Annotated in this window: 15 protein-coding genes; 10 read left to right on the top strand and 5 right to left on the bottom strand. The window is 71.8% G+C overall.

All coding sequences use genetic code 11. From position 1 onward, the window contains the following. Window positions 1-176: 176 nt before the first annotated feature. On the bottom strand, window positions 177-1,559 hold the full coding sequence (locus AB0M97_RS20085; protein ID WP_365962255.1) for a glycine--tRNA ligase: 1,383 nt from the start codon (window positions 1,557-1,559) through the stop codon (window positions 177-179). A gap of 149 nt (window positions 1,560-1,708) precedes the next feature. On the opposite strand from AB0M97_RS20085, the gene AB0M97_RS20090 reads away from it, so the two are divergent. Genes AB0M97_RS20090 through AB0M97_RS20105 form a run of 4 tightly spaced genes read left to right on the top strand, consistent with a single transcriptional unit; the run spans window position 1,709 to window position 4,880 of the window. Continuing rightward, entirely contained in the window at window positions 1,709-2,710 is a 1,002-nt protein-coding gene (locus AB0M97_RS20090) for a metal ABC transporter substrate-binding protein (protein WP_365962256.1), read from the top strand. Between the two features lie 17 nt (window positions 2,711-2,727). After that, the gene (locus AB0M97_RS20095; protein WP_365962257.1) at window positions 2,728-3,495 is read left to right on the top strand and encodes a metal ABC transporter ATP-binding protein; all 768 of its coding nucleotides are present in this window, start codon (window positions 2,728-2,730) and stop codon (window positions 3,493-3,495) included. Further along, window positions 3,495-4,397 carry a metal ABC transporter permease gene (locus tag AB0M97_RS20100; protein ID WP_365962258.1) on the top strand — a complete coding sequence of 301 codons (903 nt, stop codon included), beginning with the start codon at window positions 3,495-3,497 and terminating at the stop codon, window positions 4,395-4,397. Before AB0M97_RS20095 ends, AB0M97_RS20100 begins: the two co-directional genes overlap by 1 nt. A gap of 60 nt (window positions 4,398-4,457) precedes the next feature. Further along, window positions 4,458-4,880, top strand: a complete 423-nt coding sequence (locus AB0M97_RS20105; protein ID WP_365962259.1) for a transcriptional repressor — start codon at window positions 4,458-4,460, stop codon at window positions 4,878-4,880. A 98-nt stretch (window positions 4,881-4,978) separates the two neighbouring features. Here the strand turns inward: AB0M97_RS20105 and AB0M97_RS20110 are convergent, their stop codons facing one another. Together AB0M97_RS20110 and recO are read right to left on the bottom strand one after the other, a co-directional pair. Beyond that, complete coding sequence (locus AB0M97_RS20110) at window positions 4,979-5,815, bottom strand: isoprenyl transferase (protein ID WP_365962260.1); 837 nt, start codon at window positions 5,813-5,815, stop codon at window positions 4,979-4,981. 22 nt (window positions 5,816-5,837) lie between these two features. Then, window positions 5,838-6,584: a DNA repair protein RecO gene (gene recO, locus AB0M97_RS20115; protein WP_365962261.1), complete on the bottom strand. Its 747-nt coding sequence runs from the start codon at window positions 6,582-6,584 to the stop codon at window positions 5,838-5,840. 234 nt (window positions 6,585-6,818) lie between these two features. Between recO and AB0M97_RS20120 the strand changes: the two genes are divergently transcribed. From AB0M97_RS20120 to AB0M97_RS20140, 5 genes are read left to right on the top strand one after another with little or no spacing between them, the layout of a single operon-like run. Next, a complete protein-coding gene (locus tag AB0M97_RS20120) occupies window positions 6,819-8,444 on the top strand; it encodes an ABC transporter substrate-binding protein (RefSeq protein WP_365962262.1) in 1,626 nt (541 codons plus the stop codon). Window positions 8,445-8,466: 22 nt separating this feature from the next. Further along, on the top strand, window positions 8,467-9,426 hold the full coding sequence (locus AB0M97_RS20125) for an ABC transporter permease (protein ID WP_365962263.1): 960 nt from the start codon (window positions 8,467-8,469) through the stop codon (window positions 9,424-9,426). Further along, entirely contained in the window at window positions 9,423-11,417 is a 1,995-nt protein-coding gene (locus AB0M97_RS20130) for a dipeptide/oligopeptide/nickel ABC transporter permease/ATP-binding protein (protein ID WP_365962264.1), read from the top strand. Before AB0M97_RS20125 ends, AB0M97_RS20130 begins: the two co-directional genes overlap by 4 nt. Before the next feature lie 53 nt (window positions 11,418-11,470). Continuing rightward, entirely contained in the window at window positions 11,471-12,511 is a 1,041-nt protein-coding gene (locus AB0M97_RS20135; protein WP_365962265.1) for an ABC transporter ATP-binding protein, read from the top strand. Then, complete coding sequence (locus AB0M97_RS20140) at window positions 12,508-13,443, top strand: dihydrodipicolinate synthase family protein (protein ID WP_365962266.1); 936 nt, start codon at window positions 12,508-12,510, stop codon at window positions 13,441-13,443. The genes AB0M97_RS20135 and AB0M97_RS20140 overlap by 4 nt, the downstream gene beginning before the upstream one ends. Before the next feature lie 111 nt (window positions 13,444-13,554). Here AB0M97_RS20140 and AB0M97_RS20145 read toward each other — a convergent pair whose 3' ends face one another. Together AB0M97_RS20145 and leuA are read right to left on the bottom strand one after the other, a co-directional pair. Next, the gene (locus tag AB0M97_RS20145; RefSeq protein ID WP_365962267.1) at window positions 13,555-14,250 is read right to left on the bottom strand and encodes a TerB family tellurite resistance protein; all 696 of its coding nucleotides are present in this window, start codon (window positions 14,248-14,250) and stop codon (window positions 13,555-13,557) included. Between the two features lie 211 nt (window positions 14,251-14,461). After that, entirely contained in the window at window positions 14,462-16,183 is a 1,722-nt protein-coding gene (gene leuA, locus AB0M97_RS20150; RefSeq protein WP_365962268.1) for a 2-isopropylmalate synthase, read from the bottom strand. Window positions 16,184-16,511: 328 nt separating this feature from the next. Between leuA and AB0M97_RS20155 the strand changes: the two genes are divergently transcribed. Next, window positions 16,512-17,585 carry a M4 family metallopeptidase gene (locus tag AB0M97_RS20155; protein WP_365962269.1) on the top strand — a complete coding sequence of 358 codons (1,074 nt, stop codon included), beginning with the start codon at window positions 16,512-16,514 and terminating at the stop codon, window positions 17,583-17,585. The last annotated feature ends 12 nt before the right edge of the window (window positions 17,586-17,597 follow it).

Here is a 17,597-nt window from a genome sequence, read left to right on the forward strand (position 1 = left end):
CACATCTGCGGCGTTGTCGTCACTCGCCGACTCCCCCACGCTCGGCTTCACTCGCGCGGGAGGGACCCCCATCGCGTCGACTCCCTCCTCCGCCTTGCAGCTGCACGCACCAGACCCCGCTCGGGTCGGCCCGGAGGCACAGCGCATCACGGCCAGGCTGATCCGAACGGCAGGCCCTAGCAGCCGACCAGGCGCGAGGCCAGGTAGCCCTCGATCTGGTCGAGGGAGACGCGCTCCTGCTTCATCGAGTCACGCTCGCGGACGGTCACCGCGTTGTCGTCCAGCGTGTCGAAGTCGACCGTCACGCAGTACGGCGTGCCGATCTCGTCCTGGCGGCGGTAGCGGCGGCCGATGGCGCCCGCGTCGTCGAACTCGATGTTCCAGTTCTGCCGCAGCGCCTGGGCGAGGCCCTTGGCCTTCGGGGACAGCTCGGGGTTGCGGGACAGCGGCAGCACCGCGACCTTCACCGGGGCGAGGCGGTGGTCGAGGCGCAGCACGGTGCGCTTCTCCATCTTGCCCTTGGCGTTGGGCGCCTCGTCCTCGATGTACGCGTCGAGCAGGAACGCCAGCATCGCGCGGCCGACACCGGCCGCGGGCTCGATGACGTACGGCGTCCAGCGCTCGCCGGCCTCCTGGTCGAAGTAGGACAGGTCCTGGCCGGAGGCCTTGGAGTGGGCGCCGAGGTCGTAGTCGGTACGGTTGGCGACGCCCTCCAGCTCGCCCCACTCGCTGCCGCCGAACTGGAAGCGGTACTCGATGTCGGCGGTGCGCTTGGAGTAGTGGGAGAGCTTCTCCTGCGGGTGCTCGTACCACCGCATGTTCTCTTCGCGCATGCCCAGGCCGGTGTACCAGTTCCAGCGCTGCTCCATCCAGTACTCCTGCCACTTCTCGTCCTCGCCCGGCTTGACGAAGAACTCCATCTCCATCTGCTCGAACTCGCGGGTGCGGAAGATGAAGTTGCCGGGCGTGATCTCGTTGCGGAAGGACTTGCCCATCTGGGCGATGCCGAACGGCGGCTTGCGGCGCGAAGTGGTCTGCACCTGGGCGAAGTTGGTGAAGATGCCCTGCGCGGTCTCGGGACGCAGGTAGGCGACGGAGCCGCTGTCCTGGGTCGGGCCGAGGTGCGTGGAGAGCAGGCCCGAGAACTGCTTGGGCTCGGTGAACTGGCCCTTGTTGCCGCAGTTGGGGCAGTTGATGTCGGCGAGGCCGTTCTCCGGGGCGCGGCCCTTCTTCTCCTCGTACGCCTCCTCCAGGTGGTCCGCGCGGAACCGCTTGTGGCAGGAGGTGCACTCGGTGAGCGGGTCCGTGAAGGTGGCGACGTGGCCGGAGGCGACCCACACCTCGGGGGCCAGGATCACGGACGAGTCGATGCCGACGACGTCCTCGCGCGACGTCACCATGTAGCGCCACCACTGGCGCTTGAGGTTCTCCTTGAGCTCGACACCCAGCGGTCCGTAGTCCCAGGCGGCGCGCTGACCGCCGTAGATCTCACTGCAGGGGAATACGAAGCCACGGCGCTTGCTCAGGCTGACGATGGTGTCGATCTTGTCGGCGGCCACGGTGCTCTCTTCATTACGACGACGGGCGACGAAGCGAGTTGCTTCCAGCGAATGCTTCAGGTTACCGGCGGGGCCTGCCCTTCAATCAAATCGGTGCCGTGACCGGGCTTTGTTGACAACGGTTTCCATATTTGTTGAAAATGAGTGTCATGAACGTACGACGACACCACATATCCGGGTTGGCGACCGCCGCGGCCACCGCGCTCGCGCTCGGCACGCTGTCCGCCTGCTCCTCCGACAGCACCGCCGCGGGCAACACGGAGAAGTTCGACGTCGTCGCGTCGTTCTACCCTATGGCCTACCTCGCCGAGCAGATCGGCGGCGAGCACGTCAGCGTCAGCAGTCTCACCAAGCCCGGCCAGGAGCCGCACGACCTGGAGATCAGCACCCAGCAGCGGGCGCAGCTCGAGGAGTCCGACGCGGCGCTCTACCTCAAGGGCCTGCAGCCCACCGTGGACGAGGCCGTCGCCCAGTCCGGCGTCAAGACGAAGATCGACGCGGCGACCCTCACGAAGCTGGAGGAGCTCGGCACCGAGGACGGCCACGACCACGGCGGCGAGGAGGAGCACGCCGAGGAAGGGCACAGCGAGGAGGGGCACACCGAGGAGGAGCACTCCGAGCAGGAGCACGCCCTCGACCCGCACGTCTGGCTCGACCCGTCGAAGTACGCCGAGATCGCCGAGGGCGTGGGCAAGGCCCTCCAGAAGGCCGACCCGGACCACGCGGCGGACTACCGCAAGAACACCGCCGGCCTGGTCAAGAAGCTCACCGCCCTCGACGCCGCGTTCCAGGAGGGCCTGAAGAACACGAAGACCAAGGTCTTCTTCACCCACCACGCCGCCTTCGGCTACCTCGCCCACCGCTACGGCCTGACCCAGGAGGCCATCGCCGGCCTGGACCCGGAGAGCGAGCCCAGCGCCGCCCGCGTGAAGGAGCTCCAGCAGGAGGCCAAGGCCGACGGCGTGACCACCGTGTTCTACGAGACACTGGTGTCGGACAAGACCGCCAAGACCCTCGCCAGGGACGCCGGCCTCAAGACCGACGTGCTGGACCCCGTGGAGGGCATCACGGACAAGTCCCGGGGCGACGACTACATCCAGGTCATGGAGGCCAACCTGGAGGCGTTGAAGAAGGCCCTGGGCAGCAAGTGACCGGACTGGAGGACGGCATGACCGAGCCCGTCATATCGATGCGCGGCGTCCGCGCCGAGCTGGGCTCGCGCCCCGTCCTGCGCGGCATCGACCTCACCGTGCGCCGCGGTGAGGTCGTCGCGCTGCTCGGCGCCAACGGCTCGGGCAAGTCGACCGCCGTGCGCAGCGTCATCGGCCAGGTGCCGGTGGCGTCCGGCGCCATCGAGCTGTTCGGCACGCCCCGGCACCGCTTCCGCGACTGGGCGCGCGTGGGCTACGTACCGCAGCGCACCACCGCCGCGGGCGGCGTCCCCGCCACCGTCACCGAGGTCGTCGCCTCCGGCCGGCTGTCGCGGGCCCGGTTCGGGATGCTGCGCAAGGCCGACCACGAGGCGGTGCGCCGCGCCCTGGACCTGGTCGGCATGGCGGACCGGGCGAAGGACTCCGTGAACGCGCTGTCCGGCGGCCAGCACCAGCGGGTGCTGATCGCCCGCGCCCTCACCGCCGAACCCGAACTGCTGATCATGGACGAGCCGATGGCGGGCGTCGACCTGGCCAGCCAGGAGGTGCTCGCCGAGACGCTGCGCGAGCAGGTCGCCCAGGGCGTGTCCGTCCTGCTCGTCCTGCACGAACTCGGCCCGCTGGAGCCGCTGATCGACCGCGCGGTCGTGCTGCGCGACGGCTGCGTGGTGCACGACGGCCCGCCGCCCGAGGCGGTCGGCCAGCACGCGCTGCCCGGCCACGACCACGTACACCCGCACGCGCCGGAGGGCGCCGAGCCGATCCGCACGGGACTGCTGAGCTGATGGACATCCTCGACTACGACTTCATGCGGCGGGCCCTGCTGGCGGCCGTCCTGGTCGGCATCACCGCGCCGGCCGTCGGCATCTACCTCGTGCAGCGCCGCCAGGCCCTGATGGGCGACGGCATCGGACACGTCGCCATGACCGGCGTCGGCCTCGGCTTCCTGCTGTCCTGGTCGCCGGTGTGGATGGCGACGCTGGTGTCCGTCGTCGGCGCGGTCCTCATGGAGCTGATCCGCTGGTACGGCAGGACGCGCGGCGACATCGCCCTCGCCATGCTGTTCTACGGCGGCATGGCCGGCGGCGTGATGTTCATCAACCTCGCCCCGACCGGCTCCAACGCGAACCTCACCTCGTACCTCTTCGGCTCGCTGTCGACGGTGTCCGAGTCCGACGTGACGGCGATCTGCGTGCTGGCCGGGTTCGTGGTCCTCGTCACGCTCGGCCTGCGGCGGCAGCTGTTCGCGGTCAGCCTGGACGAGGAGTTCGCGCGCGTGACCGGCCTGCCGGTGCGGGCCCTGAACCTGCTGACGGCGATCACCGCGGCCGTCACCGTGACGGTCGCCATGCGGGTCGTCGGGCTGCTGCTGGTGTCGGCGCTGATGGTGGTCCCGGTGGCCGCCGCGCAGCAGCTCACCCGCAGCTTCGCGGTGACGTTCGCGCTCGCCGTGGCCATCGGCGTGAGCGTGACCATCGGCGGCACCGTCACCTCGTACTACCAGGACGTGCCGCCCGGCGCGACGATCGTGCTGCTGACCATCGGCGCGTTCGTCGCGCTGACGGCGCTCGCGGCTCCGCTGGCCCGGCGCCGGGCCCGTGCCCTGGCCGCGGCACAGCCCGCCGGCGACCCCGCAGAGTGTGTGATTCCGGCCAGCCGGGGGGCGGCCGGAAAGACCGGCGTCTGACCGGCCGCAGCACGGGCTGGCACAATGACCCGGGCACAGTCGGACGTGAGGAGGCAACCGGTGACCACCGCTGGACCGCCCGTCAAGGGCCGCGCCACCCGGCAGCGCGCCGCCGTGGCGGCGGCCCTGGACGAGGTCGAGGAGTTCCGCAGCGCGCAGGAGCTCCACGACATGCTCAGGCACAAGGGCGATTCGGTCGGGCTCACCACCGTCTACCGCACCCTTCAGTCCCTCGCCGAGGCCGGTGAGGTCGACGTGCTGCGCACCTCCGACGGCGAGTCCGTCTACCGCCGCTGCTCGTCCGGCGAGCACCACCACCACCTCGTGTGCCGCTCGTGCGGCAGCGCGGTCGAGGTGGAGGGCCCGGCCGTGGAGAAGTGGGCGGAGGCCATCGCGGCGGAGCACGGGTATGTGAACGTGGCGCACACGGTGGAGATCTTCGGCACGTGTGCGGAGTGCGCCGCGGGTTCAGCGGCTTCGTGAGCGCCGTGCCCGCCCGGGTCCGTCGGGGGCTGCGGGTGGCCGCGGGCTGATCGCGCAGTTCCCCGCGCCCCTTCCGGGGCGCGGGTTCCGGGCGGCTGTCAGGTGCCCGTGCGTCCCTCCATCGCCAGCAACTCCTCGTTCGGGATCGCGCCGCCGAAGCGGCGGTCGCGGGAGGCGAATTCGAGACATGCCCGCCACAGGTCCCGGCGGTCGAAATCCGGCCACAGCACGTCCTGGAAGACCATCTCGGCGTAGGCGCTCTGCCACAGCAGGTAGTTGGACGTGCGCTGCTCGCCGCTGGGCCGCAGGAACAGGTCCACGTCCGGCATGTCCGGGTAGTACAGGTACTTCGCGACGGTCTTCTCGTTCACCTTCGACGGGTCGAGCCGGCCCGCCCGCACGTCCTCGGCGATGGCCTTCGCGGCGTCGGCGATCTCGGCCCGGCCGCCGTAGTTCATGCAGAAGTACAGCGTGAGCCGGTCGTTGTCCTTGGTCTGCTCCTGGGCGACCTGGAGTTCCCGGGCGACGGACTTCCACAGCTTGGGCATCCGGCCCACCCAGCGCACCCGCACGCCCAGTTCGTCGAGCCGGTCGCGGGTCTTGCGGATGAAGTCGCGGTTGAAGTTCATCAGGAAGCGCACCTCGTCGGGCGAGCGCTTCCAGTTCTCCGTGGAGAACGCGTACAGGGAGATGGCGCCGACGCCCATCTCGATGGCGCCCTGGAGTACGTCGAGCACGCGCTCGGCGCCGACCTTGTGCCCCTCGGTGCGGGGCAGGCCGCGTTCCTTGGCCCACCGGCCGTTCCCGTCCATGATGATCGCCACATGGTTCGGGATCAGCTCGCCCGGGAGCTTCGGAGGCCGCGCGCCGGACGGGTGCGGCTCCGGCGTGCTGTACTCCCGGCGCTGGCGCCCCAGGATCCCGCGTACGGCCATGGGTTTCTCGTCTCCTCAGTCGCTATTTCTCTACGTACCGCAGGGAGCGCAGGCCGCGCTCCAGGTGCCAGTGCAGATAGGCGGACACCAGCCCGCTGCCCTCCCTGACGTACCGCGCCTCGCAGGCGTCCGCGGTCTCCCAGTCTCCCGTAAGCAGCGCGCCGAGGAGTTCCAGGGCCTGCGGCGAGGGTACGACGCTGCCGGGGACGCGGCAGTCGGCGCAGACGGAGCCGCCGGACGCCACGGAGAAGAACCGGTTGGGTCCGGGCATGCCGCACTTGGCGCAGTCGCCGAAGCTCGGCGCGTAGCCGTTGACGGCGAGGGAGCGCAGCAGGAAGGCGTCGAGCACGAGGTGGGGGGCGTGCTCGCCGCGGGCGAGGGTGCGCAGGGCTCCCACGAGCAGCAGGTACTGCTGCACGGCCGGTTCGCCCTCGTGGTCGGTGAACCGCTCGGCGGTCTCCAGCATGGCGGTGCCCGCGGTGTAGCGGGCGTAGTCGGTGACGATGCCGCCGCCGTACGGCGCGATGGTCTCGCTCTGGGTGCACAGCGGCAGGCCGCGGCCGACCAGCTCGCTGCCCTTGGCGAAGAACTGCACGTCGACGTGCGAGAACGGTTCGAGGCGCGCCCCGAACTTGGACTTGGTCCGGCGTACGCCCCGCGCGACGGCGCGCACCCGCCCGTGCCCCCGGGTGAGCAGCGTGATGATGCGGTCCGCTTCACCCAGCTTCTGGGTGCGCAGCACGATGCCGTCGTCGCGGAACAGGCTCATGGCGTCATTCTCCCGTACGGCGGCGCCGGGTGGGGCCGCCGGGGACATCCCGCTCCCGGCCCCGGCCAGGTCCCGCCCGTGGCGGTTGCGCCATTGGTGCGCCATTCGCGCGCGATCCCTTGACCGCCCCCACGGGCGCTCCTACGGTCGCACTGCCAGGACGTAGGACGTCGTACCTCCTCCCCCGCCCCGCCGCTTCCCGCTCTCTGCCACTCCTTCCCCGCTGGAGGACCCGTGCGCGACGTGACCCACGACCTGCCGGCACGCCGGTCGTTCCTGAAGCGCGGCGGCGCGCTGGGCGCCGCCGCCTGCGTCCCGGCGTCGCTGTCGGCCTGTTCGTCCGGGCCGCAGTCCACCAACGACACCGGCGGCGGGGGCGGCGGCGCCAACCGCACGCTGACGGCGGTGATCGGCTACGGCAACGACGGCAGCTGGGACCCGACGCAGACGGCGTCCGCGTTCTGCATGGCCGCCAACCACCACATCTACGAGGGGCTGCTCGACACCGACCCGATCTCCCGCGAGCCGTACGCGGCGCTCGCGACCGAGGTGCCGCAGGACGCGAACGCCACGTCGTGGCGGTTCACGCTGCGGGCCGGGGCCACCTTCCACGACGGGAAACCGGTGACGGCGGACGACGTGGTGTTCGTCTTCGACCGGATCCTCGACCCGGGCACCCAGACCCTCGCCAAGGGCTTCTTCGCGAGCTGGCTGAAGGAGGTCCGCAAGGTCGACGGGCGGACCGTCGAGCTGGTGCTCAAGTTCCCCTTCCCGGACGGGCTTTCGCGGCTCACCCTCGCCAAGGTCATGCCGAAGCACGTGTTCTCGAAGCCGGGCGCCTGGAACGAGGCGATCAAAGGCCTCGCGGTCGGCTCGGGCCCGTACCGGCAGACCGCGCACCACCCGAAGTCCAACACCACCTTCGAGGCGTACGACGGCTACAACGGCCCCCGCACGCCCGCCTTCAAGAGGATGAACTGGCTGACGATCGTGGACGCCGCCCCCCGCGTCGCCAAGATCTCCGGCTCGGGCGCGGGCGCGCAGATCGCCGACAACATCCCGTACGCCAACATCGGGCAGCTGGAGAGCAGCGGGCTGACCGTCGCCGGCGGCGCCGGGATGAACAACCTGTTCCTGATGTTCAACACCCGGCACAAGCCCTTCGACGACGTGCGGGTGCGGCAGGCACTGCACTACGCCATCGACACCGAGAAGATGGTCGAGGTGGCGCTCAAGGGGCACGGGAAACCGGCCACGTCGTTCCTCGACGAGGCCAACCCCGCCCACCGGCGCGCCAGGACGGTCTACGACTACGACCCCGACCGGGCGAGGGCCCTGCTGAAGGAGGCCGGGGCCGAAGGGCTGAGGATCGACATCCTCGCCGTGAACGTCAGCTGGATCGTGGACTGCCTGCCGACCGTCAAGTCCTCCTGGGACGCGATCGGCGTCAGGACGACGCTGTCGCCGCAGGAGACCACGGCCGTCTTCACGAAGCTGGACCAGAAGCGGGACTACCAGGTCGTCGCCGCCGCCTCGAACCCCAACCAGTTCGGTCTCGACGCCGACCTGATCATGCGCTACAACCACGGGCCCGCAAACCTGTGGATGCAGTACACCCGGTGGGCCGGCAACCCCGTCGCCAAGGCCCTCTTCCGGGACATGGACCGGGCCACCCGGGAGCCGGACCCGGAGAAGAAGAAGGCGATGATCCAGGACTGCATCGACGTCGTCGCCGAGCAGGCCGTGCTCTACCCGGTCGTCCACAACGAGCTGATGACGGCCTGGGACCCGGACGCGCTCGCCGGGATCAGGGCCCAGCCCTACCCCGGCATCAACCTCCTCCAGGCCAAGTGGGCCTGACGGCGTGAGGAGCTGACCGCGCGTGGTGGCCATCGCCCGCATCCTGCTGCGCCGCGTCGCGCTGCTCGTGCCGCTGATGCTCGGCATCGTGCTGTTCGTGTTCCTGGTGATGCGGTTCTCCGACACCGACCCGGCGTCCGCGTTCTTCCAGGGCGCCAACCCGACGCCCGAGCAACTGCACGACTTCCGCGAGGAACACGGCCTGCTGGACCCGCTGCCGGTGCGCTACGTGCACTTCGTCGCCGACCTGCTCCACGGCGACCTGGGCACCAGCGCCCTGACCCGGGAACCGGTCATCGACCAGGTCACCACCGCCCTGCCGCTCACCCTCCAGCTCACCTTCCTCGGCCTCGGCCTCGCGGTGCTGCTCGCGCTGATCGGCGGGGTGACCGCCGCGATCCACCGGGACCGCCTGCCCGACCAGATCATCCGGGTCGTGTCGCTCACCGGGGTCGCCGCGCCCGGCTTCTGGCTGGCCCTGCTGATGATCCAGTACCTGGCGGTCGACCTGGGCTGGTTCCCGACCGGCGGCTACATCAACCCGGCGGACTCCCTCACGGGCTGGCTGAAGACCATGACCCTGCCCGCGGTCGCGCTGTCCCTGCCGGTGGCGGCGCAGCTCACCCGGATCGTGCGGACGTCCGTCGTGGAGGAACTGGACAAGGACTACGTCCGTACGGCCATCGGCAGCGGCCTGCCGCCGCACGTGGTGGTCGGCCGGAACGTGCTGCGCAACGCGCTCATCAACCCGCTGACCGTACTCGGCCTCAGGGTCGGCTATCTGCTGGGCGGCGCCGTCGTCATCGAGACGATCTTCTCGCTGCCCGGCATGGGCAAGCTGATGATCGACGCCGTGAAGAACGGCGATCCGGCCGTCGTGCAGGGCGTCGTCCTCACCACCGCGACCGGGTTCGTCGTCGTCAACCTCGTCATCGACCTGCTGTACCTGCTGGTCAACCCGCGCCTGAGGGAGGCCGCGTGACGCGCACCCGCAAGGGCCTCGCCGAGGCGCTGTCCCGGCCCGGCGTCCGGCTGCGCCGCCTGCCGCCGCCGTCGAGGGCGGCGGCCTGCTTCCTCGCGGTCGTCGTGGTCGTGGCCCTGTGCGCGCCGCTGCTCGCGCCCCACGACCCGCTCGACCAGCAGCCCCCGGCCGACGGCACCGGGCATCCGTCCGCCGGGCACTGGATGGGGCAGGACAGCCTGGGCCGGGACATCCTCAGCCGGCTGATGTACGGGGCGCGCTGGTCGCTGGCGATCGGGCTGGGCGCGACCGCGCTCGCCCTCGTCGCCGGGGCGCTGCTGGGCGCGGTCGCGGCGACCTCCCGCAAGGCCGTGGACGAGACGCTGATGCGGTGCCTGGACGTCGTGATGGCCTTCCCCGGCATCGCGCTGGCCGCCGTGCTGGTCGCCGTGTTCGGCGGCGGCATCACGGTGCTGATCTGCGCCATCGCGTTCCTGTTCACACCGCCCGTCGCCCGGGTCGTACGGGCCAATGTGCTGGACCAGTACGGCGAGGACTACGTGACGGCGGAACGGGTGATCGGCGCGCGCACCGCGCACATCGTGCTGCGGCACGTGGCCGTCAACTGCGCCGCGCCCGTGCTGGTGTTCTGCACCGTGCAGGTCGCGGAGGCCATCGTCTTCGAGGCGTCGCTGTCCTTCATCGGCGCGGGCGTCCGGCCGCCGGACCCGTCCTGGGGCAGCGTCATCGCGGACGGCAAGAACATGGTGCTCACCGGCGGCTGGTGGGCGACCGTGTTCCCGGGGCTGCTGATGCTGCTCACCGTGCTGTCGCTGAACGTCCTGTCCGAGGGCGTCTCCGACGCGTGGGCGGCGCCGTCGGCGCGGGAGGTGGAGGCATCGGCACGGGAGGCGGGGACCCGCGGCGGCGAGGACCGGCTCCGGGCGCCCGAGCCCGGCGGCGAGGTGCTGCGGCTGCCCGGCCTGACCGAGGCGGCGCGGCGGCTGCGCGCCCGGGCCCGCGCGGTGCCGCGCGACGGGCGGCCGGTGCTCGCCGTGGAGAACCTCGCCATCGGCTTCGACCGGCGCCACGGCGGCGTCGACATCGTGGACGGCGTCAGCTTCGAGGTCCACCCCGGTGAAGTGCTCGGCCTGGTCGGCGAGTCGGGCTGCGGCAAGTCGCTGACCGCGCTCGCCGTGATGGGTCTGCTGCCGAGGGACGCCCGGGTGCGCGGCCGGGTCCGCTTCCGGCAGCGGGACCTGCTCGCCGAGCCGGCGCGGGTACGGCGCAGGCTGCTCGGCCACGAGATGGCGATGATCTACCAGGACGCCCTGTCGTCGCTGAACCCGGCCATGACGATCCGGGCGCAGCTGAAGCAGGTCGTCCGGCGCGGTGGCCGGCGCGGCCCCGCCGAGCTGCTGACGATGGTCGGGCTCGACCCGGAGCGCACCCTGCGCAGCTATCCGCACGAACTGTCCGGCGGGCAGCGGCAGCGCGTGCTCATCGCGATGGCACTGTCCCGCGACCCGGGCCTGATCGTCGCCGACGAGCCGACCACGGCCCTGGACGTGACCGTGCAGGCACAGATCATGGAACTGCTGCTGCGGCTGCGGGAGGAGCTCGGCTTCGCGCTGGTCCTCGTCTCGCACGACCTGGCGCTGGTCGCCGACGTCACGGACCGGGTGGCGGTGATGTACGGCGGGCAGATCGTGGAGAGCGGGGTGACCGCCGACCTGGTGGAGGCACCCGCGCACCACTACACCCGCGGCCTGCTCGGCAGCGTCCTGTCGCTGGAGTCCGCCGAGGAGCGGATGACGCAGATCAGGGGCACCGTGCCGTCCCCCGCCGACTTCCCGCCGGGCTGCCGCTTCGCCGACCGGTGCCGGCGGGCGAGCACGGTCTGCCGGACGACGGCCCCCACCCTGACGGGCCCCCCGGCCCACACGGCCGCGTGCCACCATCCGGCGGTCGACCTGGCCGCGACGGGGACGGAGACGGGGGCGGTGACGTGAGGGGCGACGGCCAGCAGGGCGGGACCGGCCGGGGCGGAGGCGAAAGCCGTGCCGTGAGCGGCCGGAACGGGCCCCCGGAGGTGCTCGTGCGGCTGTCCGGCGCGCACGTCGTGCACAAGGCCCGCAGTGGCGGCCTGTTCGCCCGGGACCGGGTGTACGCCCTGACCGGCGCCGACCTCACGCTCGCGCCCGGCGAGACGGTCGGCGTGGTCGGCGAGTCCGGCTGCGGCAAGTCGACGCTGGCGAAGGTGCTGGTCGGCGTGGAGCGGCCGACGGCCGGAACGGTGTCGTTCCGCGGCCGGGACCTGTGGACGATGCCGCCCGCCGAGCGCCGCGCCACCGTCGGCCGCCACACCGGCATGATCTTCCAGGACCCGTCCACGGCCCTGAACCGCCGCCTGACCGTCCGGCGGATCCTGCGCGACCCGCTCGACGTGCACCGCCAGGGCAGCCCCGGCCAGCGGGAGGAGCGGGTACGGGAGCTGATGTCGCTGGTGGGCCTGGCGCGCGCCCTCGCCGACGCGCTGCCCGGCCAGCTGTCCGGCGGGCAGCGCCAGCGCGTCGCCATCGCCCGCGCCCTGGCCCTCGGCCCGGACCTGGTGGTCGCCGACGAGCCGACCAGCGCCCTGGACGTGTCCGTACGGGCGCAGATCCTCAACCTGCTGCTGGACCTGAGGGAACGCCTCGGCCTGGCGCTGGTGTTCGTGTCGCACGACATCCAGACCGTGCGGCGGATGAGCGACCGCGTGATCACCATGTACCTCGGCCGGATCGTCGAGGAGTCCCCGGCCGCCCGGGTCACCGACCGGGCCCGGCACCCGTACACCCGCGCCCTGTTCTCCGCGACGCCCGGCCTGCTGCACCCCATCGAGCCCATCCCGCTGGCCGGTCCGGTGCCGTCCGCGACGCGCCCGCCGAGCGGCTGCCCGTTCCGCACCCGCTGCTGGAAGGCGGACGAGGTGTGCGCGCAGGTGATGCCGGGCTTCTCGGACGCGTCGGTACCGGGTCACCGCTTCCGCTGTCACCATCCTGTGGAGGAGGACGAGTCCACCCGCGACCTCGTACGCCAGACGCACTCCAGGGAGCCTTCATGACCGTGCCCGCCCCGCTGACCGGTGTCGTCCCGCCCGTCTGCACGCCCCTGACACCGGACCGCGAGGTGGACGTGGCCTCGCTCGTCGCCCTGGTCGACCATCTGGTGGACGGCGGCGTCGACGGCCTGTTCGTGCTGGGCTCCACGTCGGAGGCGGTGTATCTGACCGACCGGCAGCGCAGGTCGGTCGTGGAGGCGGTGGTGTCGCACGTGGGCGGGCGGCTGCCGGTGCTGGCCGGGGCGATCGACATGACGACGCCGCGGGTGCTGGACCACGTCCGGGACGTGACGGCGGCGGGCGCGGACGCCGTGGTCGTCACCGCCCCGTTCTACGCCCGCACCCACCGGGCGGAGATCGCCCGGCACTACCGGCTGGTCGCCGAGCGCAGCCCGGTGCCCGTCATCGCCTACGACCTGCCGGTGTCCGTGCACACCAAGCTCCCCGCCGACCTGGTGCTGGAGCTGGCCGCCGAGGGCGTGCTGGCGGGCCTGAAGGACTCCAGCGGCGACCTGGGCGGCTTCCGCGCGGTGCTGGCCGGGCTCCGCGCGGGCACCGGTCCCGGCGGTTTCAGCGCCCTGACCGGCTCCGAGCTGCTCGTGGACGCGGCGCTCGCGCTGGGCGCCCACGGCGCGGTGCCCGGCCTCGCCAACGTCGACCCGCACGGCTACGTCCGGCTCGACCGGCTGTGCCGGGCCGGCGACTGGGAGCAGGCGCGTGCCGAGCAGGAGCGGCTGTGCGCCCTGTTCGGCCTGGTCGGTGTCGGCGACCCGGCCCGGATGGGCCCAGGCTCCTCGGCCATCGGCGCGTTCAAGGCGGCGCTGCGGCTGCGCGGCGTCATCGCCTGCCCGGCGACGGCGGAACCCCAGGTGCCGCTGTCACCGGACGAGGTGGAACGGGTCGGGAAGTACCTCGCCGCGGCCGGTCTGCTCTAGGGATGTCCGACACCTCCGGGGCCGGTCACCGGCGCTCGCCCGTGCGGGCAGCCTCGCCGCGCCGTGCCCGCGCGGCCACGACGGCGCACGCCTGCCCGCAACACCGCGCCCCTACGACGGCGTCCGCGCCGCCGCCAGCAGCCGGTTCACGTCGGTGGCGCACATGGTGAGCGCGGCGCCGACGGTGGCCAGGACGTCCCGTTCGGCGGGCGTGTAGGGGCCGTCGGCCAGGGCGATGCGGGCGCCCTGGAGGAGGATCGACTCGCGGCCGGGGGCGGCGAGGTGCGGGGCGAGCGGGTCCAGCGCCTCGTGCAGCTCTATGGCCAGGCCGGGACCGCAGGGCTCGCCGCAGACCCGCCCGGTGTCCGCCTCCAGCGCCTCCACGAGGGCGCCGAGCCGGTCGGCGGTGCAGTCGTCGAACCCGGCCGCGCGGACCGCGCCGACGGCCGCGTCCAGGGCCGTACGGGACCCGGCGCCGCCCGCGGCGAGGACCGCCAGGGCGACCGTGTGCACGGCGTCGCGGAGCATCGCGGAGAAGCGGGTGGTGGTCGGGTGGTCGAGGACGTCGGTGCCGAAGTGCCCGCGGCACGCGGCGCACTCCACGACCGGGCCGGTCTCGCCGCGCCGCAGCACGGGCGCGCCGAGGACGGTGAAACGGCGGCGGCCGGTCAGCCGCTGGTAGTTGCGGTCGCCCCCGCAGCCCGGGCAGAAGAACTCGCCGTCACCGGCGGCCGTCCATACCGTACGGGTGCCCAGGATGCGCGAAAGCCGGGCAGCACGGCCGTCTCGTCCCCGTCCAGGCAGCACGTCGCAGCACCTCCGTCATGCCACGGCACCATCGCCGCGCCTGGTGATGTTAGCCACATTGGTGAGCCTGAGTCAGTACCCCGGACGAGACCTTTCCGTGACCTCCACAGCGAAGTGGCCGGTATCCGACGCCCCGGGCCCCGTCCGGACACGACGGGGCCCCGCCCGCCGGTGCGCGGCGGACGGGGCCCGAAGGCACCGGCCGGGGGGGTCAGCGAGCGGCGCGGTTGACGGCCGAGACAACCGCCTTCAGCGAGGCGCGCGTGGTGTTGGCGTCGATGCCGATGCCCCACAGCACCTTGTCGCCGATGGCGCACTCGATGTACGAGGCGGCCTGCGCGGAGGCCCCCTCGCTCATGGTGTGCTCCTGGTAGTCCAGCAGGCGTACGTCGATGCCGATGGACTGCAGGGCGTCGAAGAAGGCCGAGATCGGACCGTTGCCGGTGCCGGTCAGGACGGTGTCCTCGCCGTCGACGGCGGCCTCGACGGTGAGCGTGTCGACGCCGTCGCGGTCGGTGGTGGACTGGCCGGTCTTGACCTGGATGCGGCCCCAGGGGTTGTCCGGGTTCGGCAGGTACTCGTCCTGGAACACCGACCAGATGTCCTGCGGCGTGACCTCGCCGCCCTCGGCGTCCGTCTTCGCCTGGATGATCCTGGAGAACTCGATCTGCATCCGGCGCGGCAGGTCCAGCTTGTGCTCGTTCTTCAGCACGTAGGCGACACCGCCCTTGCCGGACTGCGAGTTGACGCGGATGACGGCCTCGTAGGACCGGCCGACGTCCTTGGGGTCGATCGGCAGGTACGGCACGGCCCACTCGATGTCGTCGACCGTGACGCCCCTGGCCTTCGCGTCGGCCTCCATGGCGTCGAAGCCCTTCTTGATGGCGTCCTGGTGGGAGCCGGAGAAGGACGTGTAGACCAGGTCGCCCACGTACGGGTGGCGCGGGTGGACCTGCATCTGGTTGCAGTACTCCCACGTACGGCGGATCTCGTCGATGTCGGAGAAGTCGATCTGCGGGTCGACGCCCTGCGAGAACAGGTTCATGCCCAGGGTGACCAGGTCGACGTTGCCGGTGCGCTCGCCCTGCCCGAAGAGGCAGCCCTCGACGCGGTCGGCGCCGGCCATCAGGGCCAGCTCGGCGGCGGCGACGGCGGTGCCGCGGTCGTTGTGCGGGTGGACGGACAGGCAGACGTACTCGCGGCGGGACAGGTTGCGGCCCATCCACTCGAACCGGTCGGCGTGCGTGGAGGGCGTCGAACGCTCCACGGTGGCGGGCAGGTTGAGGATGATCTCGCGGTCCGGGCCGGGCTGCCAGACGTCCATCACCGCCTCGCAGACCTCCAGCGCGAAGTCCAGCTCGGTGTCGGTGAAGATCTCGGGGCTGTACTGGTAGCCGAACTGCGTCTCGGGGCCCAGCAGCTTCTCGGCGTACTCCATGACCAGGCGGGTGCCGTCCACGGCGATCTGCTGGATGTCGTCCCTGGAGCCGCGGAAGACCACGCGGCGGAAGACGGGCGCGGTGGCGTTGTAGAGGTGGACGGTGGCGCGCCTGGCGCCCTTCAGGGACTCCACGGTGCGCTCGATCAGGTCCTCGCGGGCCTGGGTCAGCACGGAGATCGTCACGTCGTCCGGGATGGCGTCCTCGTCCTCGATGATCGAGCGGACGAAGTCGAAGTCGGTCTGGCCGGAGGCCGGGAAGCCGACCTCGATCTCCTTGTAGCCCATCCTGACCAGCAGGTCGAACATCGCGCGCTTGCGGGCGGGCGACATGGGGTCGATCAGTGCCTGGTTGCCGTCGCGCAGGTCGGTGGAGAGCCAGCGGGGGGCGGTGGTGATCCGGTTGGCGGGCCAGGTGCGGTCCGGGATGTCGACCTGCTCGTACCCGCGGTACTTGTGGATCGGCATGGAACTGGGCTGCTGGCGGTTGGCCATGATGCGAAGGGCTCCTCGTGTGTCCGGATGGACGGCCGACGGCGCAACGCCAGACTCCGCGGGGAGGGGGTCGGCCTCGACTACAGGCCCTCGCCGCGGCAGCTAAGGAGAAGCAGCCCGAAACGCATGATGCTCCGCAGCCTAGCCGAGCCGCGCCGGTCGCGCGGGCCTGTTCCAGTATGCGGGACTGCCGGGACCAGGGGGACGAAGCGGGCGAAAAGTGCCGCATACCACTCGGCGGCGCCCCGCCGGACACAGTGTGGCCGCATATCACCGATCAAGGTAGCAGCTAGTGACAACTCCGTCACTGGCTGCGATGGTTGCTGGTATGACCACCATCAACGGGGGCTTCCAGCCCGTCTTCTGCACCATCGTGCCGCCGCACGTCCTCGACCGGCTCGCGCAGGCCGACGACCCGGCGCTCGCCCGTCCCGCCCGCCGCACCCTCCAGCGCGACGCCTACGAGCGCACCCAGCGCCGACTGACCACCGTCGTCGGTGCCCGTCCCGCCGCCCCGGCCGGGGACGCCGAGCCCGGCAGGCCGCGCCGCGCCATCCACGACGCACAGCACCGCACCGAGCTGCCCGGCGAGAAGGTCCGCGGCGAGGGCGACGACCCCGGCCCGGACGCCACCGTCAACCGCGCCTACGCGGGCCTCGGCGCCACCTTCGAGCTGCTGCTGAAGGCGTACGGACGCGACTCCGTCGACGGCGCCGGGCTGCCGCTGAACGCGACCGTGCACTACGACCGCGAGTACAACAACGCCTTCTGGAACGGCGAGCAGATGGTGTTCGGCGACGGGGACGGCGAGATCTTCCTCGACTTCACCATCCCGGTCGACGTCATCGGCCACGAACTCGCCCACGGCGTCACCCAGTACACCGCCAACCTCGCGTACTTCGGCCAGTCCGGCGCGCTCAACGAGTCGGTGTCGGACGTGTTCGGCGCGCTCATCAAGCAGTACACGCTCGGCCAGACCGCCGCCGAGGCCGACTGGCTGATCGGCGAGGGCCTGCTCGCCCCGCGCGTCACCGGCAAGGCGCTGCGCTCCATGAAGGCCCCGGGCACGGCGTACGACGACGACGTGCTCGGCAAGGACCCGCAGCCCGCGACGATGGAGGACTACGTCCGCACCGACCGCGACAACGGCGGTGTGCACATCAACTCCGGCATCCCCAACCACGCGTTCTACCTCGCGGCCACGGCGCTCAGCGGCAACGCCTGGGAGCGGGCCGGGCAGGTCTGGTACGACGTGCTGACCGGCGGCGAGTTGCGGCAGGACGCCCTGTTCGCGGACTTCGCCACGCTGACGGTGAAGGCGGCGCGGGCCCGCTACGGGCAGGGGGACGAGCTGCGGGCGGTGACGAAGGCCTGGGAGCAGGTCGGGGTGCGGACGCTGTAGATCCGTACTACA

Origin of the sequence: Streptomyces sp. NPDC051207 (assembly GCF_040682395.1) — a bacterium.
In the GTDB taxonomy this organism is placed as follows: domain Bacteria; phylum Actinomycetota; class Actinomycetes; order Streptomycetales; family Streptomycetaceae; genus Streptomyces.

What these genes read in the sequence shown, in the direction of transcription:
- AB0M97_RS20090 (WP_365962256.1), top strand. Translation starts at nt 1,709, where the DNA reads ATGAACGTACGACGACACCACATATCCGGGTTGGCGACCGCCGCGGCC.
- AB0M97_RS20155 (WP_365962269.1), top strand. Translation starts at nt 16,512, where the DNA reads ATGACCACCATCAACGGGGGCTTCCAGCCCGTCTTCTGCACCATCGTG.
- AB0M97_RS20140 (WP_365962266.1), top strand. Translation starts at nt 12,508, where the DNA reads ATGACCGTGCCCGCCCCGCTGACCGGTGTCGTCCCGCCCGTCTGCACG.
- AB0M97_RS20100 (WP_365962258.1), top strand. Translation starts at nt 3,495, where the DNA reads ATGGACATCCTCGACTACGACTTCATGCGGCGGGCCCTGCTGGCGGCC.
- recO (WP_365962261.1), bottom strand. Translation starts at nt 6,584, where the DNA reads ATGAGCCTGTTCCGCGACGACGGCATCGTGCTGCGCACCCAGAAGCTG.
- AB0M97_RS20095 (WP_365962257.1), top strand. Translation starts at nt 2,728, where the DNA reads ATGACCGAGCCCGTCATATCGATGCGCGGCGTCCGCGCCGAGCTGGGC.
- leuA (WP_365962268.1), bottom strand. Translation starts at nt 16,183, where the DNA reads ATGGCCAACCGCCAGCAGCCCAGTTCCATGCCGATCCACAAGTACCGC.
- AB0M97_RS20110 (WP_365962260.1), bottom strand. Translation starts at nt 5,815, where the DNA reads ATGGCCGTACGCGGGATCCTGGGGCGCCAGCGCCGGGAGTACAGCACG.